This is a genomic window from Bradyrhizobium sp., from assembly GCF_019242285.1.
In the GTDB taxonomy this organism is placed as follows: Bacteria; Pseudomonadota; Alphaproteobacteria; order Rhizobiales; family Xanthobacteraceae; genus Bradyrhizobium.
The window spans coordinates 1-25,980 of sequence record NZ_JAFAVV010000951.1 but is presented as its reverse complement, the minus strand read 5'-3'; the positions used below and the strand labels follow the sequence as shown (position 1 = coordinate 25,980).

Genomic DNA, 25,980 nt, shown 5'->3' with positions numbered 1-25,980 from the left:
GACAACTGAGTTGTTCGACGTGGCCACGGCGGCGGACGGATTGAGCCGGCAGCTCAGCGGACCGGACACTTGGGCGCAGAGGCCCGGCCCGAACGTGCCGGTGACCGTGACGTTCGGCGCGTCGAACGCGATATCAACATCGACCGGGACGGTATCGGCATTGCCGAGATGACTGAGCTGAAGCGTCGCCGGATCGGGCTTGTCGCATGCAGCGACCAGCGCGCCATTTTTGAGGAAGACGTGGTTCTCCGCGGAAAAATAGCAGATGTTACCAAGCAGGACATCCTGCGCCTGGACGCGGTCCATGATCTCCCGGCTGGTCCACGCGATCTGCGCGTAGGGCGCCAGCGGAACGATGCGGAAATCCAGGCTGCCGTCGTCCTTGGCTGTGAGCATCGTCACATGCTGGAGGTCGCCGGCGTTGGCGCTGCCCTGCTTGGTATCGCCGCCAGTCGCGCCGACCACACGGTAGGCGATGTTGTCGATGCGCGAGTCGGCCTGATTGTAGTGGAAGTGCCCGGCGATCACCGCTTTTGTGGGATAGCGTGCGAGCAGTTGGTGCACTCGGTCCCATGTGGACCACATGTACCACAGCGGCTGATGCAGCAGCACAAACACGCCGCGCGTCGCCGCATGCGCCGCGAGGTCGGCCGCGAGCCATTCGTACTGCGCGTTGGAGATGCCGGCGTAAAATATGTTGCCCCAGCGCGGATCGCTGTCGAGCGCCTCAGTCGAATAGAGCACGACGAAATGGTAGCCGTTGACGTCGAAGCTGTAATAGAGGCGCTGGTGAACGAGCGGATTGAGCTTCGCGTACAATGCCTGGAACAGAAGCTCGCGCGAGTGGTCGGGTGAATTTTGAACGAAGTTCGGCGGGCTGACGTCATGATCGCCGGCGGTTAGGTACCACGGTGACACAAGCCCGCTGAGGATTGCGGTAGCCTGATTAAAGCGCGCCGTGATCTGGTCTGGAGTCTGCAGGCTTTCGACGAGATCGCCGGCATGCAGCACCACGTCGGGGTGCTCGCGGTTCATCGCATGACGCCTTGTTGCAGCACACCGTAGGCTTTGTTGAGATCGACGGCCCCGGTCTGGTCCCCGATAATGCCAATTTTGATATCCGCCCAGGCCGAGGATAACGCGGTAATCAGAAACGAAAGAACCAAAGCGACGCTCGCAGCTATCGCGCGAGCGTGGCCGGTTGCCCTGCGGACGGCGGGCGCACCGTACTGCGGTTCCGGTCCCGGGTTAATCTGGACGTTCACGGCATTCTCCCGCAAACCTTCCAGTGAAAGTCTATATGATACTCGAATTCTCGCGCAGATTGCAAGCTGCGCGTGCTGAAGTGCGAGCGTCCAGGCGAGCCGACGTCTCAATGCGGCGGACTGATCGGGATAGAGTTGGGTTGACTATCGGGCGACTTGGGTGGTCCCACCGGGGGCGCCGAAACGCATCACTCGAGGCACCAGAAGGGGCGGAGAATCTGAGGGAGCGGTTGGGCGCCTGCAGCTGCTACCCGCGCCGCCCGCAATACTGCTTCCTAAGCCGCTCACCGCGCCAATCAACCCCAGCAAAGCCTGATGCTCTTGTTGCGCGGCCGCCTCAGCATCCTTCCTGGCGGCTTGTTCTATTAGACGCTCGGCCTGAGCCTTTGCCGCCCCAGTTTCTTGCATAGTTTTTTTGATGAGTTGCGCAATTGCGAGCGCGCCCGGCGATGCGCCGGTGGACGACAGTCCGCCAAGAGTGTCGACCTTCGCAAGAACGTGCGCGTCGACCCCGTTAAGCAAAAAAATTGCACCGTGCCCTTTGTATCCTAACGTATTCGGAGGCCTTCAGGCATTCGCTGAGGCTCGATATCTTGCTCTTTTGCTTCCGTTGACGTGGAAAGCGGCGCGCCTGAGGGTGGGGGCCTTCCTTGAAGGAGGCGCTACCGTGATACGGCGTAATTCAGAGCTCGAAAGAGCTGCGCAAATTGAACATGTGGCGGCTGCAAATAATCGCATGCCCAGCCATCAATATCTTCTCCCGTTTGCACAGCGGTTGACCTGTACGATCGCGCAAGCCTGTGAAGCTACAGGTCTCGGGCGGACCAAGATTTATGAGTTAATCGGGAGTGGTCGAGTTACCACTACGACCGTCGGTCGTCGTCGGCTGATCGTCGTGCAATCTTTGTTGGCTCTGGTTGGCGTCAATACGGCCTCAACTGACCGCGGGTAAGTTCGCGGCTTCGCGGGACAAGCGGTACAACTGCCGCACGAGCGAGATCTTCCAAAGCTGTTGAAATGTATTTCGCGTAGTGGCGCTCGATCATTTTAACCGAGGTGTTGTGCAGCTTGGCAACGTGCTGAATAGGGAGTCCATTTCGCAAGCCGCGGACGATGCTAGAATGTCGCAACGCGTAAGGAATGGCTTCCGGGAGCCCTGCGCGTTCGCGAAGGGCATTCCACGGGCGCGTGAGTTCTGCTGTTTTCCACGGTCCGCGCTTTGATTTTTTCCAAACGATGCTACCGGGCTCCTGTTCGTAGCTCCACCGTTCGAACAACGGCGCCTCCATCGGGCGATCTGAAATTGCCGGCAGTAGGACTTCGATTATATCTTCGCCCACTGGAACTGGGACGGAGCCACCGTTGCCGCCACGCCCTTTGTAAGATCCTGGCACCATCAAGCGCTGCTCTTTCCGCTGGGCATCACTGACGCGCATCCGTCTTACCTGCGCAAACCGCGCGCCGGTGGCCGCTAGACCTACGACAATGCGATATAGGTCACCGTCAAACCCCTGCTCATCGTCGATCTCACGAGCTGCTCGAAGGAGGTTGCCGACCTGCTCATCTGAGAGGATCTGGTTATCTCGGGCGACAGATATTTCACCATCATCATCGATGCGCTCAGCCTTGAACCCGTCTTTCACGATTGAAAGGAATGTCGGGTTCAGCTTCTTTTGTTTTGCCGAAAGGCGCGCCCATGCTGCATTCAGCGCGGCCTTCAGGTCGTTTATGAGCCGCTGCTTTGTTGTGGATTTCAACTCTACAGGTAGTTCCTCTCGCCACGTCAAAAGGTCATCCTCCTGCAATGCGTGCAGGTCGACCGCGGCGAGAGAAGCGACCTCAACTGCTTTCTGGCCACCGCGCTTTTCTTGACCCAGAACATAGCGCCGCAGGCGGTGGCCAGCATCGGATCGAACCTCGCGACCAGCTCTTCGGCTATCGCGGGCATTGCGCTCCTTGATATATGCCTGAACGGCCGTCTGCACGGTGGGTGCTGGTCCGGCAGCGCGCGCCGCCGCTTCTGTTCTGGACCGGGTGACGTGCTCCCGCGCCTGTGTGAGCGCTTGCTCGAAAGTCAACGTTCCTTCGGCAAGTTTGTCGTTGGTATCGTTGGCGACGCCGATCGACGCCTGCTTGTAGTTTGCCCCGCCGTGGTGATTGCGCCACCGCACGAACCAAACGCCGCTCCGCTTGCCCTTGCGATAGCCAAGGTGCGCCTCAGCGTCGAGGCGTCGCCAATGTTCGCCAAACTCCAGCCTGGAGCGGGCCTTGGCGGTTGTAACCTGAGCTTCTGTGAGCGTCTTCGTCATGCTGCGCAACCAAGGAGTCGTCGAATATCCGTCGAATAAGCATCGGCGTACAATGCCGAACAATGGCGAACGCTCGATAGCTAAGTAATTGATAATATTGAATTGTGGCGAACGAATGTGAATTGTTGAGGTAAGAAATTCAAGCCCTCTCAAGGCTGAAACAGGGGTTCGATTCCCCTAGGGAGCGCCAGCCGCTTGCTTCTCACTTTTGATTTCCTTTCGGTTTTTGGCGATTTCCCCAAACTGCTAGAAGAGGTTTGGGCAATTCTGTTCGCCTTGTGATCTTCAAGTTTCACGATTGCGCGACGACCGCCACGGCGACGATCGGCCTCGCGCGTGTAGCGTTCAGCTTCCATTAGGGTGAGATGGTCTAGCGCTGCCATGATGTCGTGAGCGCTTGCGCCGGCATCGGCGAGGAGCCTTCCGAAGCTCTTGCGAAGGCCATGCGGACGGCAGTCGAGCGGAAGCCCAGCCTCGGTCGTCGCATCGCGCATCCATCCACTAAATCCATCAACCGTGAACGGCTTGCCCCATTCAATTCAGTGGTCAAGATGCAGACGTGCTTCCGAGTAAGAGCCGGGAGGGCAGCGCGGAGGGAGAGTGCTTTTTGGACGACGACTGGAACGCCCGTTTTGCGCCGCGTGGATCCGACGCATCCCCAATCATCCCAGCCATGACGTTTGCTGTTGGCGTCTTCGTCGCCATCCAGCGGTAGCTCATCGATAGCTTGATCCAGCAATCGGACGCCCCAAGCTTTGCGGCCGGTGGTCAAAATCCGGGGTTTCGTCCATCGCGCACCATCGCGTCAAAAGTATTGGCCGCAAGCGAAACATCAGCTGCGGCCGCGTTCCGACCTATCAGCCGTAGCGAGGGGTGTGGAATGTGTCGAATCTACACTGGCATGTGGCAACTCGAAGATGCTACTCAGTCACCCCAGCGAGGTCGGTATTGAACGTCAAGGCAAAATCTTGGCTGAGTGGAGTGGTGGGTGCCACCATCGCCTACGTTCTTGCGATTCAGCTCGTTCTGTCCGCCGCGATGTCGACCCAGATGGTGTTCGCCGCGGACGACCAGCGGCCCACCTGTCATAGCCTGATGACGATCATCCCGGCGGATGATCGGAATACCCCCGTCCAGCCGGATGATCATCACCAGGCGTGCCCGATCTGTGCCTTTGCAGCGGGCACGCCGATGCTCTCCAGCGCGGTGGCAAGCCTAACGGTCCGGCCGTCCCCCATCGCAGCGATACTCTCGCTGGCACCGGTAAATCACTCGGCGCTCGAACGCCACGAGCCGCGCTGCTCGCAAGGACCTCCGCTGTCGGCCTGACCCGATCTGCATTTTGGTTGGTGTCCCTCGGAGTAGAATCATGTCTCGCTTCATGCCCGCGCTGTGCGCGGCTGCATCCGTTGCAGCGATGCCGATTGCGGCCTTCGCGCAGGCTGTCTCTCAAACCCTGCCGGCCAGTCCTTCGGTCCTGGCCGCAGCGGACGATGGCCAAGTCGGCAATCAGACCCAACTGCCGCCAGTGGAGGTCAATCCACCGGCTCCAAGAAAGCCCAGGCCAGCGCGGGAGACCCGACGCCCCGTCCAGGCGCCGGCCCGGGCCGCAGCTGCGCCGCCGATCCGGGAAAACCGGCCGGCGACCGAGCTCGGCAGCAGCCAGACCGGCGCTGGGCTGGGTGGCCGCTTCACCGGCTATACGGCCGATTTCGGTGCACCGGTCGCCGCGACCAAGGACAACACGCCGCTGTTGCAGGCGCCGGTCAACGTCCAGGTCGTGCCGCGCCAGGTTATGGATGATCACCAGGACATTTCGGTGCGCGATGCGGTCGTCGGCTATGTCAGCAGCGTGCAGCCGCCGAGCATAACGCCCTCCAGCAGCAACTTCTATGACGGGTTCAACGTCCGCGGCTTCGACAACACCAACATCTACCGCAACGATTTGCGGCTGTTCGAGATCACGGGCATCGAGACCGCCAACCTGCAGTCGATCGAGGTGCTCAAGGGGCCGGCGGCGATGCTGTTCGGACGATTGGAGCCGGGCGGCATCATCAACCTCGTTCCCAAGCGCCCGCTCGACGTTCCCTATGCGTCGATCCAGGAGCAATTCGGCTCCTGGGGTCTGTCGCGAACGACGATCGATTCGACCGGGCCGCTCACGCAGGACAAGACCTGGCTCTACCGGGTCAACCTCGATTATACCAAGGCCGGTTCCTTCACCGACTTCGTCAACAGCAACAACTTCTTCGTTGCCCCGACCATCACCTGGCATCCGACCAATCAGTTTCGCTTCAACGTCGACGTCGAATACCAGAAATCGAGTTTCGTCGATAATTCGATGGGCATCCCGGCGGTCGGCACGCGGCCGGCGGACATTCCGGTGAGTCGCTATTTGCAGGCGCCCGCACTGACGGCCAACAACCCCAATCGCCAGGAGCGCGAGCTCATCGGCTACGACTGGACCTATGACATCAACAACGACTGGAGCATCACCAACCGCTTCGCGTTCAACAACCAGGACTATCGTCAATTCCTCAACACCGCGCTTTCATTCGATGAAGCGACCGGCGATCTGGCCCGCCAGGTCTGGGACGCACAGGTCCATACCCAGACGGTTGCAAGCAACCTCGACATCAAGGGCAGGTTCAATCTCGGCCCGTTCAGCAACGCCGTCCTGTTCGGAACGGACTACTTCAACCTGGACAAGAACATCGAGGCGTTCTTCGGCACCAATCCGAGCATCGGGCCGATCAACATTTTCGCGCCAACCTACAACGAGGTATACACACCGCTTCCGGCCAACAACTTCCTGCCGCTGCGCGAGCAGTGGACGGGCGTCTATGGTCAGGACGTGGTCTCGTTCGCGCAGGATCGAATTCACCTGCTGTTCGGCGGCAGGTATGACTGGGCGAGCTACGGAACCGGTTTCAGCCCGAACTCGGACGCCGAGGCGTTGGGGCCCTATGATCCCGCGACCGGGATCGGCTTCCTGCAGGCGCATGACCAGGCCTTCAGCCCGCGCTTTGGCGCATCGGTCCAGCCGCTCCCCTGGCTCTCGTTCTACGGCAATTACACCAAGTCCTTCGGGGTCACCAACGCGCTTCCGGTGCCGGGCCAGCCCTTGTTCCCGCCGGAAGAGGCAACGCAAAAGGAGGTGGGCATCAAGGCGGAGCTGCTCGACAAACGACTGACCGCGACGCTCGCACTCTACGACATCGTCAAGAACAATGTGGTTTCGGCGCTCGGCGGCACACCGTTCTCGACCCCGGTCGGCCAGGTCGAAAGCAAGGGCGTGGAATTGGACGTCACCGGCCGTATCAACGACCATTGGAGCATCATCGCGAGCTACGCCTATGACGACGCCCGCATTGTCAAGGGCCAGGGACCGAGCGTGCAGGACATCGTCAACGGCACGCTGTTCCCGCCGGCCAATGTGGTGGACGAGAGCGGCAACCGGCTGCAGGACGTGCCTTATAACTCCGGAGCGATATGGGCGAAGTACGACGCCGACGGCCGCTGGCGCGGCCTGAGCCTCGGCGCCGGCGTCGTCGCCGTCGGCGATCGCCAGGGCGACAACGAGAACAGCTTCATCCTGCCGGCCTACGCCAGGGTCGACGCGATGATCCAATATCAGTTCAAGCCGCCGCCGGAGACCATGTTCAGGCGCGTGACATTGCAGCTCAATGTCAAGAACGTGTTCGATACGGTCTACTATCAGAACTCCTCGTCACGCCTGGATGTCTTTCCCGGCGTACCGCGGACTTTCCTCGCCTCGATCCGCGGCGAGTTGTGAGAGGGAACCGGAAACGCTGATGCCGATGACTCCTGAAAGAGGCCGCCTCTATGGTGCCTTCTGGCGCTGGCACTTCCTGGCGGCACTGATCGTGATCCCATTCGTACTTTGGCAGAGCACGACGGGCACGCTGTATCTATGGTCGGAGTGGTGGATGGACGTCTCGCATCCGGACCTGCGCTTCGTGCCGACCGCTGATGCCACGGTGCCGCCGAGCGCGCAGATCGCCGCGGCTTTCGCCGCGATCGGTCCGACGATGGCCCCGAGCACCCCGGACCCATCCCATGGCGGCCACGACCATCATGCAGAGGGATCAACCAGTAACGTCGCGCAAGCCGTACAGCAGATCGTGCTGTCGGATGATCTGCATCGCAGCACCGAGGTCATCCTGCAAGGGCCGGATGGCCTGCCCTATCCCATCTTCGTCGATCCGCACACCGGCGACGTGCTCGGGAGGTTGAATTCAGGACAATGGCTGCCAGGCATCACCCGCGCCCTGCACGCGGGATGGCCGCTGGGCAGACCCGGCAACTGGCTGCTCGAACTGGGCAACTGCTGGGCGATCATGATGATCGTGACCGGGCTATATCTGTGGTGGCCACGCGGCCGGAGCATCTCGCAATCGCTGCTGCCGCGGCTCAAGGCCGGGCCGCGCGCAATGCTGCGCGACCTGCATGCGACGGTGGCCGTGATTTTCTCGACGGTCTTCCTGTTCTTCCTCGTCAGCGCCTTGCCTTGGACCGCGTTCTGGGGCGGCGAACTGCTGTCTCGCATCCAGCATGTGCTGAACCAGGAGAGTCCCGCGGGCTTCTCGGCCGGCGGCGCATCGTCCGCGCAAATCATGGCCGCGGGTACATCGATCGATGCGGTCGTGCAGGCGGCACGCCAGCAAGGTGTGACCGGGACGATCACGGTTCAGATGTCCCCCTGGCACGGCGCACCGCTATTCGTGGCCAACCGGACCTCGTCGCTGCGCGAGGACCGCATTATCCACGCCGATCCGGCAACCGGACATATCGACCGCACTTTCCGCAACGAGGATCTCCCGGTCATCCCGCGCGTGGTGGCGGTCGGCATCCACATTCATCAAGGTGATTTCGGCCTGTGGAACGTCTGGCTCAACACGCTGCTCGCGATTTCGCTGATATGGTTGACTGCCACGGGGCTGCTATCATGGTGGATCAGGCGCCCGAAGGGAAAACTCGGCCTTCCGCCGGCGCGCGAGGTGCCGTGGTCGGTTGGGATGACGGTTCCGCTATGCCTGATGGGGTTGTTGCTACCTATCTTCGGCCTCTCGGTGCTTGCGGTCGCCGCCGTCGAATGGGGTTTGAAGCGGCCGAGGCGATGGCGCCCGGCTTAAGCGGTCGATTTTTGAGGAGGAAATACGACGTGAAGAGGCACGACCACTTCGGCACGAAGATGTAGCCGTTCGTCGTAGGGTCGAAGGCACGGAGGAACAAATGGACCGACGGCAGTTCAATGCAACGCTCATGATGGGATCGCTGGCCGGCCTGTTGGCTCCGACGGTGAATGCCCAGCAGACCGCCGCCGGCACCGGTCCGGCGAAGCCTGTGATCGGCATGCTGATCTATTCCGACATGATCCTGCTCGACCTGGTTGGTCCGTTGACCGCGTTCAACATCCTGCAGACCGACGTCAGGCTGATCGCACAGACGCCGGAGCCGGTATCGACCGACGTCGGTCTAACCGTTACCCCGACCGCCACCTTCGATAGGGCATCATCAGCCCTCGACGTGTTGTTCGTGCCCGGCGGCCTCAGGGGAACGATCGAGGCGATGAAGGATCAGGCCACGATCGACTTTCTGAAGTCCGCCGGCAATCAGGCGCATTACGTCACCAGCGTCTGCACGGGATCCCTGCTGCTCGGCGCCGCCGGACTATTGAAGGGCTACAACGCAACCTCGCACTGGTATGTGCGTGATCTCCTGCCGCTGATGGGGGCGACGACCCTGAAGGAGCGCGTCGTCGAAGATCGCAATCGGATCACGGCTGGCGGCGTCACCGCGGGAATCGACTTCGGCCTGACCCTTGCGGCAAAGCTGCGCGGCGAGGACGCCGCCAAGCGCATCCAGCTTCTGCTCGAATATGACCCAAGGCCGCCCTTCGCGGCCGGCACGCCGGACCAGGCCGGTGCAGCGCTGACCGAAGATATTCGGCATCGCCGGGGAGCGCTGATACGCGAGGCCGAGCAAGCCGCGCGGGCGGCTGGAGGGCGGCTCGGAATCTGACATCGAATTGCCGGTTCTTGTCGCGCAAGCACTAAAAGGAGTCCTCAAGACGCGCCTGACGGCTCGCCGTTGCTGGCGCACCTCGTTCGAACGGGTCAATGCGCGCGTTCCTTCAAGAAGGCGATGATGTCCGCGCGGTCCCGGGGGTCCTGCACCTCATAGAACATTTTCGTGCCGGGGATGAAGGACTGCGGGTCGGTCAGCCACTTGTCGAGATTTTGTTCGGTCCACGTGATCTTCGCATTCCGCAGCGCCGGCGAATAGTTGTAGCCGGGCGCTGTTCCGGCGACGCGCCCAACGACCCCCTTATGCATCGGGCCGACGTCGTTCTTCTCGATCGAATGGCAGTCCTGACAGCCTTGATAGAGCACCTGACCTCGTCCCGCGTCGCCCGCAGCGTGCGCAGGAGAATTGGCCAAAGCGATCGCCGCTAGCGCTGCCACCCAAGCCGCGGGCAATCCGCCTCGACATTGGACGGCAAATTTCAATGCTTCCACGTCTTTCTCCTGCCTTCAGCCAAGCAGAAGAGAGGACTGGAAAGATCGTCCGATTATTCCCGGCCAGCGACTACATTCGATAACGCACGCCGCCGTAGATAGACCGCCCGGTACCCGGATTGAAGAGCTGCATAGTAGGATCAGCCCGTCCAACGGTCACCGTGCTCGAAATATATCGGGTGTCGAGAAGATTGCGTCCCTCGATGTAACCCGACCAGCCGCCGCCCCTGTCGTAGCCGATCTTGAAGTTCAACAGTGCGTATGGGTCGACCGTGAGGGTATTGGCGTTGTCGGCGAAAAAGGCTTGCGGCATCCATTCGACGTTGGGTCCCGCATAGAAACCGTTCTGGTTTTTGTAGAGCACCTCGGCGCGAAGAGAATGCGGCGGTGCGCCAGGCAGCCGATTGTTGCCCCAGGTCGCATCGTGGTCAAAGTGAAAGTCGCTATACGTATAGACGAGGTTGAACCAGAACCGGTCCTCTTGCAGGAAAACCGATTTAACGAACGCGACGCCAAGTCCGGCTTCGATGCCCTGATGGACTGTCCGGTCCGCATTCACGACGGTGCAGGGACTGAAGGGCGACGTGGTCAGACACTGCAGTTCGTTTCTAAGATCTGTATGATAAACCGAGATGTCCCATGTGAGGTCGGGTTTGCGGCCGCGCGTGCCGGCCTCATACGTGGTCCCGGTCTGGGCATCGACGTTCGAGTTGGCCGGCGACGAGAATGTATTCACATCGAAGGTCGGCACCTCGGCGTTGCGCGAGATGTTGCCGAACACCTGCCATGTGGGATCGATGTCCCAAAGCGCGCCAAGCTTCGGGCTGAAGAGGTCCCACGTTCGCCGCCCCGACTGATTGCCATCCGCCAGGAAACGATCCTGCTGATCGCGGGTCGCGTGAAGGAATTGCCCGCCGGCAATGAGTGCGACCTTCGGTACAACATAGAACGAGTTCTCCGCATAGGCGGATATGTTCTCCGAATTCCACAGGTATGATGACGTCAGCGGCCCCTTCACCGCTCCAGGCAGATTCACGTACTGATTGATATCGATGGTGCCGTTCTGAACGTTGACGCCCGTGATCAACCGATTGCGGAAGCCCGCGACAAAACGGTCATCGGTGGCACGCACGAACCCACCATAGTCGTGAGCCGTGAAGTCGAGGTACTGGAAGATCGGATGATCGACGTGGCGATCGAGACCGAAGATACCCAGGTCCACCGTCGTCTCGTCGAAACGCAGCGTGGTCTTGTTGGCGAGCCGCACCGAGTCGATGTTGCGCTGCTCGTTGAGTTGCACAAACCCGGGATTGGCGGCCTGCGGCGTGGTCAATGCGGCGGCCTTGGTCACCTCGCCGGGTATCTCCGCGCGCCACCGGTCCGCGTTCAGGTAGAAGCGCGTCTCGGCGTCAGGCGAGAACTGATAGCCGAAATTCGCGTTGAGGCGTTCCGAGTCCGTTTTGCTGTGCTCGCGATACCCGTCCTCGCGCTGTGCCGAGGTAGTGATGAAATAATCGGCAGGTCCATAGGCGCCGCCCGAGCTTGTCTGCGTCTTGAGGTAACCGAAGCTGCCTGCATCGAATCGCACCTCGAAGGGCGAAGCATCGCGGCCGGTTGGCATGACGAAATTGATGGCGCCACCGAGTGAGTTGGCCCCGTAGCGAAGCGCATTGGCGCCCTTGTACACCTCGACATAACGATACGCCGTCGGATCGATCTCGAACAGATCGAACAGGCCGTCGGCGGTGCTGATCGGAATGCCGTCCATGAATGGATTGATGCCGCGATTGCCGAAGCTCCGCGACAGGCCGGAGCCGCGTATCGACAGCCGGCCGTCCGGTCCCCACCGGGTCTGGATCAGCACGCCCGGAACCCAGCCCAGGACATCCTTGACCGTGTTTGCGGGGCCGTCCTTGAAGGCAGTGTCAGGGACAACCTCGACGCCACCGGGCGTGCGCTGGATGTCGGCGGTGGCCTGCGCCGTGTTTGGCACCGTCAGGCTGCCACCGCCGGCTCCGGTATTTGATCCAGACGTTGTCGTTCTCGTGGGCGATGGCACCGGGCCCCCTGCAGGCCGTGTTACCACGGTCGTGTGAGATGCGGTGTCCCGCTGATGCTCGGCAGCGCGGGGCCTCTGCTTTGGCGCGTCGACGGTGACAGGCGGCAAGCTTACCGAATTGGACTGTGCGCGTGCTTGAGAAACAAGCGCGCATGCGGTCGCGGCCAGCAGACAGCTGCTCAGCCGCCTGAAAGCGGATGACATGACGGACTCCTTGACTGATTGACGAACGTGACGCCGTGGGACGTGTGGTCAGATCAGGCCAGGGGGTCCGCGAGACAGGTGGTCGAAGGATCGGGGCGCTCAAGGCGACGCTTCTTGAATGCGTACACGACCTCGGCGTGGCGGTGAAACAGCGCGCCGACAACGTCCGTCGATTCAGGAGGCGTTCCGTTGGCAACATGATGACTTGCGCACAACGGGCAGTGAATGGCGATCTTGTGGCCATTCTTGTCTGCGTCTGCCGGCACTGAGCTCCCGCCCATTTGGGCGAGGCAGAGTTCGTGAGCAGCTTCGCTGGCCATCGCCGGAGAGCTGGCAAACAGGATGCTTGTGAGGATGACGTTGAAAACGAGCGCATAGGCGGCAATGAAAGCCGCCCCTAGTCCAATCCGTCGCTTTGAAACACGCCCCATCATCGAAAACCCCCGGCTCACGCCTAGCACACGGCCACCGCCAGTCAACGCACGGATCAACAGATTAGATTGAGCCTTCGTGTTATGGAGCGTGCAGGTTCAAAACCGTGCGTTTCGAGCCCAGAGCCTGCGTCAGCGTGCCGCACTGACCGTTGAATGTCCGCGCTGGCTCTTGGCCGCGTAAAAACGGCCCGATGTATATCGGACGGCGGCGTTGTCCTGGTCTGGGTCGGCCTTGAAGGCCTGGCCGCATTCAACGCATCGGCCATCCGCCTAACGTGATCCGCCAGAACCTGGTGCCGGCGGTCGATCCGGTCGCAAGCACGACGGCCGCCCACTCGGCGGCTAATCGATGGCTAAACTAAGGTATGATGTTTCTGTTGAAATGTCATACAAGCGCCAATAAAGTTCCCAGCAGGGTCGCTGAACTGCCGCTTTCCAAGCTGTCTGCAGTTCTCGCAGGGGGGACAACGAAGTTGAGTAGCACGCACTGGCGTCTGTTTTTTCTGACGACGGCCGTATCGGTCGGTTCGTTTTCTTCACAGGGTGAAGCTCAAAGCTCGGGAAGCGGTGTCTCGATCCCGGCCGTTACGGTGACTGCACCCGATACCGCCCGAAAGAAGCAAGCTCAACGATCGGCTCCGGACCAGTCACGAAGACGGGCCGCCACAAATCGTCCGCGGCAGCCTGGATCGGCGCCGGCTCCCGGTGGCGCGCCAGGAGGCGCAGGTCTTGCACCGACCGGTGCGCCTGGCCGAGGAGAACTGTCGTCGGCTGTAACCGCGCTGCCCGCCGCCGTCACGGTGATCGATGCGCCGGCGATCAGCCGCCTCCCCGTCACCACCTATGGCGATCTCTTCCGATCCTTGCCTGGGTTCAACGTTTCGAACTTCGGACAGGGCGCGATCGGGTACGGCCTGTCGCTGCGCGGCTACACGGAAGCCGAGCACGGACGCGACATCGCGTACTACATCGACGGCGTGCCCGTGAACGAGATTTCATCGCTGCACACTCCCAACTACGCCGACCTCAACATCCTGCTGCCCGAAACGGTGAAGAGCATCGAGATCGTCCGCGGGCCGTTCTCGGTTGAATATGGCGATTCCAACCTGGGCGGATCGGTCAAGATCACGACCAAAGACACCGAGCCGTTCGCCACGGCGGGCGTTTCGGGTGGCACACAAGGTACGATCCGCGGCGTCGGCACCTACAGCACGACGCAGGGGGCGTGGCTTCCGTACCTGGCCTTCGAGGGCTATCACACCGACGGCTACCGCGATAACAGTTTCATCGATCGCTACAACTCGTTCAACAAAGTGACGACGACGCTTCCCGATGGGGCAACGGTTTCCTTTCGCGCGCAGGCTTACGGGACCGACTTCGGTGCGCCGGGCTATGCGAACCGCCAAGCCATTGAGGCGGGCCAGATCTCGGAACGCTCCGCGACCAACCCGACGGACGGCGGCAACAAGCAATTGGAGAATTTCGTCGCAAACTACTCCTCCGGAGCGGCCGGCCAGGAGTTGAACGGCACGATGTTCGTCAGCCACGACTACTTCAACCGCTACGCCGATTTCGGCGGCGGCCAGCGCTGGCAACACGACGATCGCACCATGGTGGGCGGCCGCGTGAGCAAGACATGGACGGGAGCCGTCGGCGACGACATCGGAGTCCAGGTCCTCCTGGGCAGCAATTGGCGCACCGATTTCATCAACGCTTTCCAGGCGCCGACCACCGCCAGGGCAGTGACGGGCGCGCCCGTGGTCAATCTGGGTCTGACCGAGACCAACCTGGCTGGCTTCGGGCAGATACAGATCAAGCCAACGTCTTGGCTGAAGCTCACAGCGGGCGCACGCTTCGACCAGTTCATCTACGATATCGACGATCGCATCACGCCTGGCGGGACGCCAAACATTTCGAATGGCATTGCGAGCCCGAAGGTGGGAGTCGCGATCACGCCGGTGAAATGGCTTGAGTTCTTTGCCAACTACGGTCAAGGTTTCCGGAGCATCGACGTGCCGCTGGAATTGATCGGCAATCCAGGGCTTCAGCCCTTCGAGATCGTCAGCACGGAAGGCGGCTTCCAGTTCACGTTCGATCGGTTCAAGTTCCTCGCTTCCTACTGGACAACCGATTCCGCCAACGAGGCCTTCCAGGCTGCGCCGGGCCTGCCGGTCACTTTCCTGGGAAAGGCCCGACGCGATGGCTACGACATCGACGCGCGCTACTATCTGATCAATGATCCGCAGAATGCCGTGTCGGCATTCGCCAACTTCGGCGGCGTCCGTGCACGGGTGCTGGACTCTGCATTCGCCTTCTTCGTCCCGAACGTACCCGACTATGTCGCGAATGTCGGCGTCGATTTCAGTGTCGCCACCCGCAACGCGGAGCGGCTCTCGGGCACGGCCTACGTGACCTTCATCGGGAAGAAGCGGCTCACCGAGGACGGGGCAATCACCACCTCCCCGTTCTCGCGCGTCACCGGAAAGCTCGCCTATTCGTGGCCGGAGGGCTGGACGGTCTTCAGCCAGGCCACCTGGTATCCAGGTGATCGGCTGAGTGAAATAGCGGTCAATTTCGCAGATCCGGTGACGGCGACACCTGCCGACATCTTCGTCAGCGCGCAGCCGACCCTGGTGGTCATGGCCGGCTTGTCCTACCGTTTCCAGACCGCCGGAATTTCGCCGGCTCCAAACCCAACGTTGTTCACGAAATGACAAAACGACACTTCCGGGCCTTGGCGGCCCTCGCCACCACGGCAGGACTTGCTCTGCATGCGAACGCGGCGGCCGGCCACGACATCTGGCTCACTCTGGCGGGAGATGCGGACAATCGCCGTGCCGTCATCAATTACGGCCACCCGGACGATCGACCTCCGCCATTCGCCGATAAGGTTCTGAGCCTGGTTGCGATCAAGTCGGACGGCAAGAAATCGCTGCTGAAAGGGCTGGAGCCGAAGCTCGAAGCTGGGACTTTCGTCGTCGAAACCGAGAAGTTCGACGACGACGGCCACATCCTGCTCGCCGCGAGCTACGACAACGGCTATTGGGTCAAACGGCCGGACGGCACCTACCGCAACGCCACGCGCAGGCTCGTTGCGGACGCCACGGAGACGCTGTGGTCGTCGAAGTTCGCGAAGACGATCACTGGAGAGGGGGCGCCCTGGCAGACGGTGGTGGGACATGACATCGAACTCGTGCCCCTCTCCGATCCGGCCGGGGTCAAGGTGGGCGAAAACCTGAAGGTCCGTGTGCTATTCCACGGGCAGCCTTTGTCCGGAGGAAAGGTCGAGCGTGGTGACGGAAAAACTGCCGTTCCAGAAAACGACATCCCGAAGTTCGACACCGATGCCGACGGCGTAGCGACCATCCCGATCGTGCAGGGCGGCCCCCACCTGCTGGTGATCGATCATCGCGTGTCCCCATCGGCAGCGCCCGATCAAGCGAACGCCGACCTCTACACGGCCACTCTATGGTTCTCGGCTGGCGGGAAGACCGTCGGCCGCCGCGACTGATCCGGAGGCAGCGATTCTGCGCCTGTTCGACGATGAGGCCGGCACCGTGAAGGCGAAGACGGTCGCGCTGTATGTCGTCCTCATTGCAGCCAATGTGATCGCCTGGATCTGGGCGTTCGTACAGTTCGGGGATCAGCCGGCACTGCTTGGGACCGCGTCGCTGGCCTACACTTTCGGACTTCGCCACGCCGTCGATCCGGACCACATTGCCGCCATTGACAACGTCACTCGGAAGTTGATGCAGGAAGGCAAGCGCCCCATCGCGGCGGGGTTTTTCTTTGCGCTTGGACACTCGACGGTGGTCGTCATCGCATCGTTGCTGATCGCTCTTTCAGTGGGAGCGCTGGAAGCCAAGCTCGACTGGTACAAGCAGATCGGAGGCGTGATCGGAACGAGCGTCTCCGCAACCTTCCTGATCGTCATCGCCGTCATCAACATGGCCATCCTGGTTTCGGTCTATCGCGCCTTCACGGCCGTCAGACGCGGAGAGCATGTCCCTGACGAGGCGCTCCACGATCTGCTTTCAGGTCGGGGCTTTCTTTCTCGTGCTCTGCGCGCGCTGTTTGGCATTGTCACCCGAAGCTGGCACATGTACCCCCTCGGCTTCTTGTTCGGCGTCGGCTTCGATACGGCGAGCGAGGTCGGACTGCTCGGGATCTCGGCGGCGCAAGGCTCGGCCGGATTGCCGGTCTGGTCGATCTTGATTTTTCCCGCTCTGTTCACGGCCGGAATGTCTCTGATCGACACCACAGATGGCGTCCTGATGGTGCATGCCTACGGGTGGGCCTTCATCAGGCCGGTCCGGAAGCTGTACTACAACCTCACCATGACGCTGATGTCCATCGTCGTGGCCGTGCTGATCGGTGGTGTGGAAGCACTCGGACTTTTGGTGGACAAGTTCGGACTCCAAGGCGGCCTGTGGGCCGTTGCCGATCAAGCGAACGACAGCATCGCGTTTCTGGGCTACCTGATCGTCGGTATTTTCGTTGCCGGATGGCTAATCTCGGTGCTGGTCTTCAAGCTTGGTAAATTGGATGAGGTCAGTGTCGCCACAGCTCCGAAAGCCGATTCGTAGTGAAAGGAGGGAATTTTGCTTTGCGTGCGGCTCGCCGGCCGGACCATTTTTCGGAGCCCCCCGAAAATCGGTGCAAGCGGTTTGTCGCGGATGGCTTGAAGGTCATCGAAGCCGGGCTCATCGTAGAGCTTGTCTCCCGAGGCCCATCGAAAACAGAATGTGGCGTCGTCGGTTATGGCGTCAACTCATGCAGGAGAGCGCCAATCGCTATGTTGTTGGTTCCCATGTGGTCTCCATCCTTGGCAAATATGGCCCGTGGCCCGGCCTTGTCCGCGATGTAGTTCCTTGCTTCGGCGTTCTCCGCGCCGCCTTTCGTAAAGATATAATGGAGCTTCGCCCGGTTCTTGTCGGCCAGCGCCTTATAGAAATCCGCGACCCTGAAGCTGCCCTTGTCGTCCTGTCCCATCCAGATGTCGACCAGATAGATCGATGAGAACAGGTCCGGGTCGCAGCTGCCCAGCAGATCCATCCCAGGCAGCCAGCCGCCCGAGAAGAGGTAAAGGATCTGCCGGGATGGCGTGGCGCCGTGTTCCTTGAGCGTCTGCATCACGATGCGATAGGACTCGGTGCCTTTGACGTTCATGCCAGCCGCAACGAAGATGTGAAACTTTGCTTTGAGGGCGGTGGTCATGTAGTTCCACATGTAGATCCCGCTGCGAACATGGGCGACGGGCTTGCCGCCAAACACGACCAGCAGCGGGACGTTGGCGTCATCAGCAACCCACAACTGCCCGTGGGGCGGAATTTTTGGATCTACCATGGAATCCTCCGAGAGCTTGAGTGAGCGAGCGGGGCAAATTCATTTCGGCGCGGAAGCCCACTGACACGAAATCTGGGAATCTGCCTGTATCAGCCTCAAACGCATGCGTTGCTCCGCTTTGTTGCGCCATATGTGTGGCGCCAATGCCGCCGCACTAATTGGTGCGGACGACGTTGGCCACTCGGGTCGTGCGCCGGTTCATGCAGGGCATCGGTTTCGGCCCAGCGCGTCAGCCGCGGCGACGGCGCGGGCGCGAAATCCCGATCGATGCGGTAACAAGGTCGCTCAGTTCCAGCCATAGGCGAAATCGCCGCCTTCGATCGTCACGCGCGCCTGCGTGATCTTCTCCTTGGCCAGTGACCGTTTGAGAAACTCGCGCGACAGCGCCGGCAGCAGCGTGTTGGTGATGACGTTGTCGATCATGCGGCCGCCGGAGTCCGGATCGTTGCATTTGGAGACGATGTGATCGACCACTGCATCGTCGTAGATGAAGGCGGCGCCGTGCGCGTCGCGGATGCGCTGATCGATGCGGCCGAGCTGCAACCGAACGATGCCGTCGAGCACGGAATTGGACAGCGGATAATATGGTATGGTCACCATGCGCCCGAGCAGCGCCGGCGGAAACACCTGCAGCAGCTCGGCCCGCAGCTTTGACGAAAGCTCCTCCGGATCGTCGCGATATTTCGGTTCGCGCGACAGCTCCACGATCAGCTCGGTGCCGACATTGGTGGTCAGGATGATCAGCGTGTTCTTGAAATCGATCCGCCGGCCGTTGCCGTCCTCCATGACGCCCTTGTCGAATACCTGGAAGAAGATCTCATGGACGTCAGGGTGGGCCTTTTCGACCTCGTCGAGCAGGATCACGCTGTAGGGCTTCCGCCGCACCGCTTCCGTCAGCCGGCCGCCTTCGCCGTAGCCGACATAGCCGGGAGGAGCGCCCTTGAGCGAGGAGACGGTGTGCGCTTCCTGGAATTCCGACATGTTGATGGTGATCACGTTCTGCTCGCCACCATAGAGCGCCTCGGCCAGCGCCAATGCGGTCTCGGTCTTGCCGACGCCGGAGGGGCCGGCCAGCATGAAGACGCCGATCGGCTTCGACGGGTTATCGAGCCGCGCGCGGCTGGTCTCGATGCGCTTGGCGATCATCGCGAGACCATGCGATTGTCCGATGACCCGGCGATTGAGGATTCCGGGCAGCTTGAGGACGGTTTCGATCTCGTCGCGCACCATCCGGCCCACGGGAATGCCGGTCCAGTCCGACACCACCGAGGCGACCGCCTGCTCGTCGACATGGGGATGGATCATGCGCTTCTCGGGGACGATCGCCTCAAGCGCATCGAACTTGCTGCGCAACTCGGTGCGTCTTGCCGCCTGATCCTCGCCCTGCCTGGGCTCCGCCAATATGTCCCTGATGCTGCGGATGTCCTCGACCAGCGCCCGCTCGGTGGCCCATTCCGATTCCAGCACCCCGAGCCCGTCCTTCAGCGACATCGTCTCGGTGTCGATGGCCGCGATGCGGCCGGCATCGCCGCCGCCGAGGTCGCCGTCGCTCAAGAGCGCGGCCTTCTCCGCCTCGCGTGCGGCGATGGCGGCGCGGGCGTCCTCGATCAGCGCCGGCGTCGCGCTCTGGCTGATCGCCACGCGCGCCGCGGCGGTGTCGAGCAGGCTCACCGCCTTGTCCGGCAATTGCCGCGCCGGGATGTAGCGGTGCGACAGGTTCACGGCGGCCGTGACCGCGGCCTCGGAAATCCGCACCCCGTGATGCTTCTCCATCGGCGCGAGCAGCCCGCGCAGCATGACGCGACAGCTCTCGACGTCGGGCTCGTCGACCTGGATCGGCTGGAAGCGCCGGGTCAGCGCCGGATCCTTCTCGATGTACTGGCGATATTCGGCCCAGGTGGTCGCAGCGATGGTGCGCAGGGTGCCGCGGGCCAGCGCGGGCTTGAGCAGGTTGGCGGCGTCGCCGGTGCCGGCGGAGCCGCCCGCGCCGATCAGGGTGTGGGCCTCGTCGATGAACAGGATGATCGGGCTCGGCGCGCTCTGCACCTCGTCGATCACCGAGCGCAGACGCTGCTCGAATTCGCCCTTCATCGACGCGCCGGCCTGCATCAGGCCGACGTCGAGCGCGCAGAGCCGGACCCCCTTCAGCGGCGGCGGAACCTCGCCCGCGGCAATCCGTTGCGCAAAGCCTTCAACGACCGCGGTCTTGCCGACGCCGGCCTCGCCGGTCAGGATCGGATTGTTCTGCCGGCGGCGCATCAAGACGTCGATCAACTGGCGGATCTCGTCGTCGCGGCCGAGGATCGGATCCATCCCGCCGGCCTTTGCCCTTGCGGTGAGGTCCTGCGAGAAGCGGTCGAGCGGCGTGGTGCCTTTCACGCCACCGCCGGATTGTGCGGCGCTCGCCGTCTCGCCGATGCCCGAACCGTCCATCGGTCGCAGCGTCTCCTCCTCCGAGGCCGCCCAGATCTTGCGGTAGTCGCCGGTCAGGACGTCGAGCGAGACCTTGTTGAACTCGGGCGAGAGATTCTTGAACGCGCGATCGAGCTCGCGCGATTGCATCGCGCCGACCAGCACATGCCCGGTCCGTATCTGCGTTTCGCCGAAGAACAGCGTGGCGTAGTGCCAGCCGCGGTCGAGCAGGTCCATCACCGTGTTGGACACGGTCGGCATCTCGGTTTCGTTCTTGCGGAAGCCGGTAATGGCGACGTTGATATGCGTCAGCAGCTTGTTGCGGTCGAGCCCGAAATGATCGGCCGTCAGCGCGAGGTCGGTGCGTTCGCCCTGCAGGATGTGGAACAGCCAATGCGCGAGCTCGACATTGCGGTTGCCGGCGCCCTTGGCGTGGCGCAATGCCTTGAAGAAGGCTTCGTAGCCGATGCGGTTGAGCTTGCCCGCCACCGCTTCGAGGTTAATGTCGGCCATCGCCGCCTCCATTGCTGCCTGCCTGCCGCATTTGTCGCTTCCTTGCCATGCGCTCGGCAGGGTGGAAGCGGGCGTCGCGCCGATACGCCTCTGCCGTCGTCCAGTCGGGAGCCATCCAGGTGGTCCAGCCGAGCTGGCCAAATCGGCCGAGCCGGGTCGGTTCGACGGCGCCCGACGGAATGGCAAGCTCGGTGTCCCAATCGAGCTGATCCCCGTTGTAGAAATAGACGAGGTCGGCGAGCGGCTCGCACAGCTCGCCGCTCGGAAGAAATCGCATGTACTGGGCGAGGCTCCGCACGTAGATGCGGATCCGGATCTTGTCCTGCACGCTGAAGACGCTGTGGCCGAGCATCGCGTCCTGGCCGAGCCCGCAGTGGCCCTTGCCGAGCATCGTGCACTCGGTGGGCTCGAGTTCGAGTCGGGTGCCGACGAACTCATCGACCTCGGCCTTCACCTCGAACAGACCGCGGATGGCGCCGGCGAGGCGCGAGGCGGATTTCGCCTGGCTGCCCAGCAGCCCCGCGAAGCAGAGCTTGGCGGCGTCCGGGACGCTGTCGAGATTGCGGTAGGGCTCCGAGCCGATGCCGATCGCCGAGCCGATATAGGCGAAGAAGCGATCCTGCTTCGGGCGGTCGTTCTGCGCGATCGGGCGCGAATTGGCCCATGCGCGGAAGAACAGCTGGATGAAGCGATGGTTGAAGACGTCGAGAAAGCGCGGGAAGGCGTCGTCGTTGGCGAGGACGTAATGATAGGACTCCTCGGTCACGGCCAGCGGCAGCGCGCCCTGCGGGCCCAGCATTCCCATGTGCTTGACGTAGAGCCTGAGCGGTTTGTCTTCCGGCTTTTCGGCGCGCGCCAGGTTCGACGCCGGAAACTGCATGTAGGGCTCCTGCCCGAGAACGACGAACTCGTCGCGCAGGGTCGCGCTGTCGCCGATGCGGGGCTGGTCCTCGTGGATGCGTTCGAGGTGCCTCAGCATCGTGAAGTAGTCGAAGCGCCACGGCTCCGCTTCCAGGTCGCGCAGCAGGTTCGGTGCGATGTGGCGGGTCCTGCTCATAGCGGCCTGCGCATTCCCATGCGGGGCGGCCATCGCATGATCTCGCCCCGCTCGATGGAGCGGATCGCCGTCTGGGTGAAGTGGTTGAAGCCGGAATATTCGGCGAAGAAGCGGTCGAGCACGGCGCCCAGCAGGAAGGCGCCCGTGCCTTCGAACGCCTTGTCGTCGATCGTCACCGTGATCTCGACGCCGCGCGCGACGCCGACGCCGCCGCGCTGGCGGATGCGCCGCACGATCGGCCGGCTGTCGACCTGGCGCACGCCGCGGATGCGCCGCTCGGTGACGCTGTCGGCCATCTCGGCGAAGATCGACAGCGTTTCTCTTACCGCCTCGGCGTTGCGTCCGGCGCCCCGATCGACCAGTCCGAGATGGTTGGACGACAGCAGGTTGACCAGCCGCCAGGTGATCGTGCCGGTATGTGCGGTCTCGCTGCGGCTGCGCAACGGCCTCACCACCGGCTCGCGCGGGGGCGTGGGTCCCGCGACGCAGACCAGGTCCAGCGATAAATCATCGATCAGCCGGAAATCGGCGCCGCCGACACCGATCGGCAGGTGCTCGGTCAGGTGCCGATTCGAGCACAGCGCACGCACGCTGAGCTCGGCGATCGCATCCTGGTCGTCGGCGCCGCCGAGTTCGCTCACCGAGATGAACATGTCCGTGCCGGTGTAGTCCGAGGAGATGCCGCCGCGCTTTTCCTCGACCGTGCGGCGTCGCGGCAATCGGCGGATCGAAAAGCGCAGGCCGGACGTGGACGACGAATCGTGAAACGACGCCGAATACAGCGGCCGCACCGGGACCTTCTCCCGTCCTCCCGGGTAGTGGGCATAGACCTCCAGCACCCGATGCGGCTCGTAGTCCAGATAGTGGCTGCGGTCGGGGACGACGTGATATTCGTGCTGACTGGCCTTGAGCTGGATGCGGTCGACGGTTTTCTCGAACAGGTTGATCGCCGGCGCCGCGTACAGCGCCAGATGCTGCGGCCGGACCGCGGCTGCAAGTCGCGGGTTCAACTCGTCGAAGGCAAAGACGATGTCGACTGTTCTCGCATGGACTCGGGACAGCACCTCGTCGAGGCCGGTGAGCCGGCAACCGAGAAACTTGCGCGGGAAGGCGAAATATTCACGCAGCAAATCGTAGCCGTCGAACACCCGGTGATCGGTCGGGAACAGCGCATCAACCGGCTCGAAGCCGATCTGTTGCAGGCATTCGCGCGACGCGCGCAGGACGACCGGATCACCGAATTGATCGAGGTAGCGGAGGTGGACTTCGCGGCAATGGCCGAACAGCTGTTCGTAGAGCGCGACCGCATCGGCCTCTGCGCCGACGAGATACAGCGGCAATTGCGAGGTCCGGCAGCCGGAGATCATCAGCTCCGGCTTCTTGCGGGCATCGGCTTCGGGCGGCTCGTCCTCCGCTCGCGCGGTGGAGCGGTGCGTCAGCGTCATTCGCATGCCCGCCAGCACGTCACCTCCGACCGAAATGCCGAGCGCCTGCATGGGGGCCGGCGACGAAAAATACTCCGCCTCGGTGAGCTCGAACGGCCATAGCGTGATGTCGCCGCAGAGGCGATAGCGGCACGCGAGCTGGCGGTCGAGCTGGCGAAAGCCGGCATCGAGATAGGAGCCGCGCGCGATCATGCGTCCCTCGCGGAGCGCCGGGTCGCCGAAAACGGGGCTGGCCTTGACCAGCATCATCGAAGGCGTGGGCGCGAGATATTGCGGGACGAGCTGCTCGAGCAGATTCTCGGTGAACTCGGGGAACTCGTGCTTGAGCTTGAGCTGGACCCTGGCGGCCAGGAAAGCTGCGCCTTCGAGCAGTCCGCTGACCATCGGATCGGTGCGGTCGTCCAGAAGGCCGCCGAGGCGTTCGGCGATTCCCGGATATTCCTCGGCGAATTGGCGCGCATGCTCGTTGAGCAGCTGAAGCTCGGTATTGTAGAGGTCGAGAAATTCCCGGTTCATGCGCGTTCACAGCCGATTGATGACGATCTTCCCGGACTCGACGATGTCGGCGACGAACTCGACGGGAACGTGCAGCGGATGACACACCAGTTCGCCGCGGATGAGAAAGCGGATCTTGAGCTCGACGGGGTCGACCTCCTTGTCGCGGACGATGCGCAGCGAGTCGGGCGCGACCCTCGGCTCATAGTTGACGATCGCCGTGCGGATCTCGTCGGGAATGTGGTCGACGGCGTTCTCGTCGATGGTGCGGGTGGAAATGTCGGGGAGCCCGAAATTCAGGATCGACTTGCGGACGTGGGGCGCGTGATCCATGTCGACCGTCGCCTCCAGCGCGACCGCGTTCAACAGTGCGTCCAGATCGCGCGCGACCTCGCGGCGAAGCACGGTCTCGGTGATGACCTGGCGCAGCCTGCGGCTCGCAATGATGCGTTCGCCCGCCTCGTTGCGCTGGTCGATCGTCCGTCTCGCGTCCTTCGCCTCGTGGGCGCTGCGGAACACATGCATCAAGGGTGTGCTGAGACGTGATGGCTTGTTCGAATTCCGCATCTAAAGGCTTTGCCCGGAGCACCGGCCCTCCGGAAATGTCGCATTGGAAACCGCAGGACGCCGCTATTCCCGGATGACGGCGAAACCGGAGCGAGTAGATGGATCGCATCCACCCACTCGTCTCTTCTTCATGAGATCGTCAAATTCAACTCAGCAGTTCGTTCTTCTGCAGGTTCCAGCCAAAGCCGAAATTTCCCTGCCCGGAACCGTCGTTGTCCTGCTTGGTGTAGTTCGGCTTCACGATGACGAAGTGGAGCGTCGCCGACTCCATCGGGAGCTGCCCGCCGCCGCTGGCGGAGACCTGGTACGAGGTGAGGACGACGTCCTCCAGATCGACCGTGTAGTAGGCGAGCTTGTTGGTCCCGGAAAGCTTGCACAGCGAGAGCTTTCCCTTCTTGATCGCATCGCCGGTGGCAACCCTCTTCATCAGCTCCGAGGAGGCCTTGCACATGTACTTGCTGAAGGAAATGTCGTGAATGTGCCCCTTGCCGATGCCCTGGCCGGTGCCGTGCCTGTAGGAGCTGTTGTTGGTGGCGCCCCATGAGAAGGACTGCAACTCGATGTGATCGGTATAGTTCGAATCCTGGGCTTCCCCCTTGATCCCTTCAAGCTCGAGAAACGCATAGATGTCGGCCATCTCAAGTTCTCCGTTGTTCGACGGTTCAAATTGAAACTAGTTCTTCGCGACGGGCAGTCGCGAGACGAGCCGCAGGCCTATGTCCATGCCCTCGAGCTGGAAATGAGGCCGCAGCTCGAACGTTGCGGAGTAATATCCTGGGTTCTCCTCGTTCTCCGTGATCGAAATCTGCGCGCCAGCGAGCGGCCGGCGGCACTTTTGTCCCTCCGACGAGTTTGCCGGATCGCCGTCGACGTACTCGTTGATCCAGTTCATCAGCCAGCGCTGCAACTGTTCCTTCTCGTAGTAGGATCCGACCTTGTCGCGTACCATCACCTTGAGGTAATGCGCGAAGCGGCAGCAGGCGAACATGTAGGGCAGGCGGGACGACAGGTTGCTCGACGCCGTGGCGTCAGGATTGTTCTGATAGGCCTTCGGCTTGAACAGCGACTGGGCGCCGATGAAGGCGGCGCGGTCGGTGTGCTTGCGGTGGATCAGCGGGATCAGGCCCGATTTCGCGAGCTCGGCCTCGCGGCGATCGCTGATGGCGATCTCGGTGGGGCATTTCATGTCCACGCCGCCGTCGTCAGTGGGGAAGGTGAAGGCTGGCAGTCCCTCGACTGCGCCGCCGCTCTCAATCCCGCGGATTCGTGTGCACCAGCCGTACAATTTGAAAGCGCGGGTGATATTGGTGGCCATCGCGTAGGCTGCATTGG

The 25,980-nt window shown here is 62.2% G+C and carries 21 protein-coding genes and 1 tRNA gene; 8 read left to right on the top strand and 14 right to left on the bottom strand.

Features of this window, described 5'->3' with window-relative positions:
- From JOY90_RS38895 to JOY90_RS38885, 3 genes are all read right to left on the bottom strand, one after another.
- The coding region (locus tag JOY90_RS38895; protein ID WP_291696376.1) for a metallophosphoesterase at nucleotides 1-1,035 on the bottom strand (1,035 nt) is incomplete at its 3' end.
- Complete coding sequence (locus tag JOY90_RS38890) at nucleotides 1,032-1,265, bottom strand: hypothetical protein (RefSeq protein WP_291696375.1); 234 nt, start codon at nucleotides 1,263-1,265, stop codon at nucleotides 1,032-1,034. The genes JOY90_RS38895 and JOY90_RS38890, both read right to left, overlap by 4 nt.
- Before the next feature lie 923 nt (nucleotides 1,266-2,188).
- Entirely contained in the window at nucleotides 2,189-3,574 is a 1,386-nt protein-coding gene (locus tag JOY90_RS38885; RefSeq protein WP_291696379.1) for a tyrosine-type recombinase/integrase, read from the bottom strand.
- Between the two features lie 122 nt (nucleotides 3,575-3,696).
- On the opposite strand from JOY90_RS38885, the gene JOY90_RS38880 reads away from it, so the two are divergent.
- Nucleotides 3,697-3,764 (top strand) — tRNA-Glu (locus tag JOY90_RS38880).
- On the opposite strand, the gene JOY90_RS38875 is transcribed toward JOY90_RS38880, so the two are convergent.
- Nucleotides 3,724-4,068 carry a tyrosine-type recombinase/integrase gene (locus tag JOY90_RS38875; RefSeq protein ID WP_291696378.1) on the bottom strand — a complete coding sequence of 115 codons (345 nt, stop codon included), beginning with the start codon at nucleotides 4,066-4,068 and terminating at the stop codon, nucleotides 3,724-3,726. The two genes, JOY90_RS38880 and JOY90_RS38875, sit on opposite strands and share 41 nt — an antisense overlap.
- A gap of 454 nt (nucleotides 4,069-4,522) precedes the next feature.
- Here JOY90_RS38875 and JOY90_RS38870 point away from each other — a divergent pair, with 454 nt between their 5' ends.
- The 4 genes from JOY90_RS38870 to JOY90_RS38855 all read left to right on the top strand — a co-directional run bounded on the left by JOY90_RS38870 (nucleotide 4,523) and on the right by JOY90_RS38855 (nucleotide 9,619).
- Nucleotides 4,523-4,903, top strand: coding sequence for a hypothetical protein (locus tag JOY90_RS38870; protein WP_291696374.1), 381 nt, complete (start codon nucleotides 4,523-4,525; stop codon nucleotides 4,901-4,903).
- 40 nt (nucleotides 4,904-4,943) lie between these two features.
- The gene (locus tag JOY90_RS38865; protein ID WP_291696373.1) at nucleotides 4,944-7,370 is read left to right on the top strand and encodes a TonB-dependent siderophore receptor; all 2,427 of its coding nucleotides are present in this window, start codon (nucleotides 4,944-4,946) and stop codon (nucleotides 7,368-7,370) included.
- Nucleotides 7,261-8,730 (top strand): PepSY-associated TM helix domain-containing protein, encoded by a 1,470-nt coding sequence (locus JOY90_RS38860; RefSeq protein WP_367277058.1) that lies wholly within the window; start codon nucleotides 7,261-7,263, stop codon nucleotides 8,728-8,730. Before JOY90_RS38865 ends, JOY90_RS38860 begins: the two co-directional genes overlap by 110 nt.
- 100 nt (nucleotides 8,731-8,830) lie before the next feature.
- Nucleotides 8,831-9,619 carry a DJ-1/PfpI family protein gene (locus JOY90_RS38855; protein WP_291696371.1) on the top strand — a complete coding sequence of 263 codons (789 nt, stop codon included), beginning with the start codon at nucleotides 8,831-8,833 and terminating at the stop codon, nucleotides 9,617-9,619.
- Nucleotides 9,620-9,714: 95 nt separating this feature from the next.
- Here the strand turns inward: JOY90_RS38855 and JOY90_RS38850 are convergent, their stop codons facing one another.
- The 3 genes from JOY90_RS38850 to JOY90_RS38840 all read right to left on the bottom strand — a co-directional run bounded on the left by JOY90_RS38850 (nucleotide 9,715) and on the right by JOY90_RS38840 (nucleotide 12,813).
- Nucleotides 9,715-10,116, bottom strand: coding sequence for a cytochrome c family protein (locus JOY90_RS38850; protein ID WP_291696370.1), 402 nt, complete (start codon nucleotides 10,114-10,116; stop codon nucleotides 9,715-9,717).
- A gap of 70 nt (nucleotides 10,117-10,186) precedes the next feature.
- Nucleotides 10,187-12,379, bottom strand: coding sequence for a TonB-dependent receptor (locus JOY90_RS38845; RefSeq protein WP_291696369.1), 2,193 nt, complete (start codon nucleotides 12,377-12,379; stop codon nucleotides 10,187-10,189).
- Nucleotides 12,380-12,432: 53 nt separating this feature from the next.
- On the bottom strand, nucleotides 12,433-12,813 hold the full coding sequence (locus tag JOY90_RS38840) for a hypothetical protein (RefSeq protein ID WP_291696368.1): 381 nt from the start codon (nucleotides 12,811-12,813) through the stop codon (nucleotides 12,433-12,435).
- Nucleotides 12,814-13,286: 473 nt separating this feature from the next.
- Between JOY90_RS38840 and JOY90_RS38835 the strand changes: the two genes are divergently transcribed.
- The 3 genes from JOY90_RS38835 to JOY90_RS38825 are packed head-to-tail and all read left to right on the top strand — an operon-like array spanning nucleotide 13,287 to nucleotide 17,399.
- Nucleotides 13,287-15,527, top strand: a complete 2,241-nt coding sequence (locus JOY90_RS38835) for a TonB-dependent receptor (protein ID WP_291696367.1) — start codon at nucleotides 13,287-13,289, stop codon at nucleotides 15,525-15,527.
- A 20-nt stretch (nucleotides 15,528-15,547) separates the two neighbouring features.
- Nucleotides 15,548-16,324 (top strand): DUF4198 domain-containing protein, encoded by a 777-nt coding sequence (locus tag JOY90_RS38830; protein ID WP_291696366.1) that lies wholly within the window; start codon nucleotides 15,548-15,550, stop codon nucleotides 16,322-16,324.
- 46 nt (nucleotides 16,325-16,370) lie between these two features.
- A complete protein-coding gene (locus JOY90_RS38825; protein WP_291696365.1) occupies nucleotides 16,371-17,399 on the top strand; it encodes a HoxN/HupN/NixA family nickel/cobalt transporter in 1,029 nt (342 codons plus the stop codon).
- A 172-nt stretch (nucleotides 17,400-17,571) separates the two neighbouring features.
- On the opposite strand, the gene JOY90_RS38820 is transcribed toward JOY90_RS38825, so the two are convergent.
- The 7 genes from JOY90_RS38820 to tssC all read right to left on the bottom strand — a co-directional run.
- A complete protein-coding gene (locus tag JOY90_RS38820; protein WP_291696364.1) occupies nucleotides 17,572-18,159 on the bottom strand; it encodes a hypothetical protein in 588 nt (195 codons plus the stop codon).
- A 285-nt stretch (nucleotides 18,160-18,444) separates the two neighbouring features.
- The gene (gene tssH, locus JOY90_RS38815; protein ID WP_291696363.1) at nucleotides 18,445-21,084 is read right to left on the bottom strand and encodes a type VI secretion system ATPase TssH; all 2,640 of its coding nucleotides are present in this window, start codon (nucleotides 21,082-21,084) and stop codon (nucleotides 18,445-18,447) included.
- The gene (gene tssG / locus JOY90_RS38810; RefSeq protein ID WP_291696362.1) at nucleotides 21,071-22,141 is read right to left on the bottom strand and encodes a type VI secretion system baseplate subunit TssG; all 1,071 of its coding nucleotides are present in this window, start codon (nucleotides 22,139-22,141) and stop codon (nucleotides 21,071-21,073) included. The genes tssH and tssG overlap by 14 nt, the downstream gene beginning before the upstream one ends.
- Complete coding sequence (gene tssF, locus JOY90_RS38805) at nucleotides 22,138-24,102, bottom strand: type VI secretion system baseplate subunit TssF (RefSeq protein ID WP_291696361.1); 1,965 nt, start codon at nucleotides 24,100-24,102, stop codon at nucleotides 22,138-22,140. Before tssF ends, tssG begins: the two co-directional genes overlap by 4 nt.
- Nucleotides 24,103-24,108: 6 nt before the next feature.
- A complete protein-coding gene (gene tssE, locus JOY90_RS38800; protein ID WP_291696377.1) occupies nucleotides 24,109-24,606 on the bottom strand; it encodes a type VI secretion system baseplate subunit TssE in 498 nt (165 codons plus the stop codon).
- A 187-nt stretch (nucleotides 24,607-24,793) separates the two neighbouring features.
- On the bottom strand, nucleotides 24,794-25,285 hold the full coding sequence (locus tag JOY90_RS38795; RefSeq protein ID WP_291696360.1) for a type VI secretion system tube protein Hcp: 492 nt from the start codon (nucleotides 25,283-25,285) through the stop codon (nucleotides 24,794-24,796).
- 36 nt (nucleotides 25,286-25,321) lie between these two features.
- On the bottom strand, nucleotides 25,322-25,980 hold a 659-nt coding region (gene tssC, locus JOY90_RS38790), incomplete at its 5' end, for a type VI secretion system contractile sheath large subunit (RefSeq protein WP_291696359.1).

What these genes read in the sequence shown, in the direction of transcription:
- JOY90_RS38860 (WP_367277058.1), top strand. Translation starts at nt 7,261, where the DNA reads ATGTCAAGAACGTGTTCGATACGGTCTACTATCAGAACTCCTCGTCAC.
- JOY90_RS38875 (WP_291696378.1), bottom strand. Translation starts at nt 4,068, where the DNA reads ATGCGCGATGCGACGACCGAGGCTGGGCTTCCGCTCGACTGCCGTCCG.
- tssE (WP_291696377.1), bottom strand. Translation starts at nt 24,606, where the DNA reads ATGCATGTGTTCCGCAGCGCCCACGAGGCGAAGGACGCGAGACGGACG.
- JOY90_RS38855 (WP_291696371.1), top strand. Translation starts at nt 8,831, where the DNA reads ATGGACCGACGGCAGTTCAATGCAACGCTCATGATGGGATCGCTGGCC.
- JOY90_RS38845 (WP_291696369.1), bottom strand. Translation starts at nt 12,379, where the DNA reads ATGTCATCCGCTTTCAGGCGGCTGAGCAGCTGTCTGCTGGCCGCGACC.
- JOY90_RS38840 (WP_291696368.1), bottom strand. Translation starts at nt 12,813, where the DNA reads ATGATGGGGCGTGTTTCAAAGCGACGGATTGGACTAGGGGCGGCTTTC.
- JOY90_RS38865 (WP_291696373.1), top strand. Translation starts at nt 4,944, where the DNA reads ATGTCTCGCTTCATGCCCGCGCTGTGCGCGGCTGCATCCGTTGCAGCG.
- JOY90_RS38885 (WP_291696379.1), bottom strand. Translation starts at nt 3,574, where the DNA reads ATGACGAAGACGCTCACAGAAGCTCAGGTTACAACCGCCAAGGCCCGC.
- tssH (WP_291696363.1), bottom strand. Translation starts at nt 21,084, where the DNA reads ATGGCCGACATTAACCTCGAAGCGGTGGCGGGCAAGCTCAACCGCATC.
- tssG (WP_291696362.1), bottom strand. Translation starts at nt 22,141, where the DNA reads ATGAGCAGGACCCGCCACATCGCACCGAACCTGCTGCGCGACCTGGAA.
- tssF (WP_291696361.1), bottom strand. Translation starts at nt 24,102, where the DNA reads ATGAACCGGGAATTTCTCGACCTCTACAATACCGAGCTTCAGCTGCTC.
- JOY90_RS38820 (WP_291696364.1), bottom strand. Translation starts at nt 18,159, where the DNA reads ATGGTAGATCCAAAAATTCCGCCCCACGGGCAGTTGTGGGTTGCTGAT.
- JOY90_RS38795 (WP_291696360.1), bottom strand. Translation starts at nt 25,285, where the DNA reads ATGGCCGACATCTATGCGTTTCTCGAGCTTGAAGGGATCAAGGGGGAA.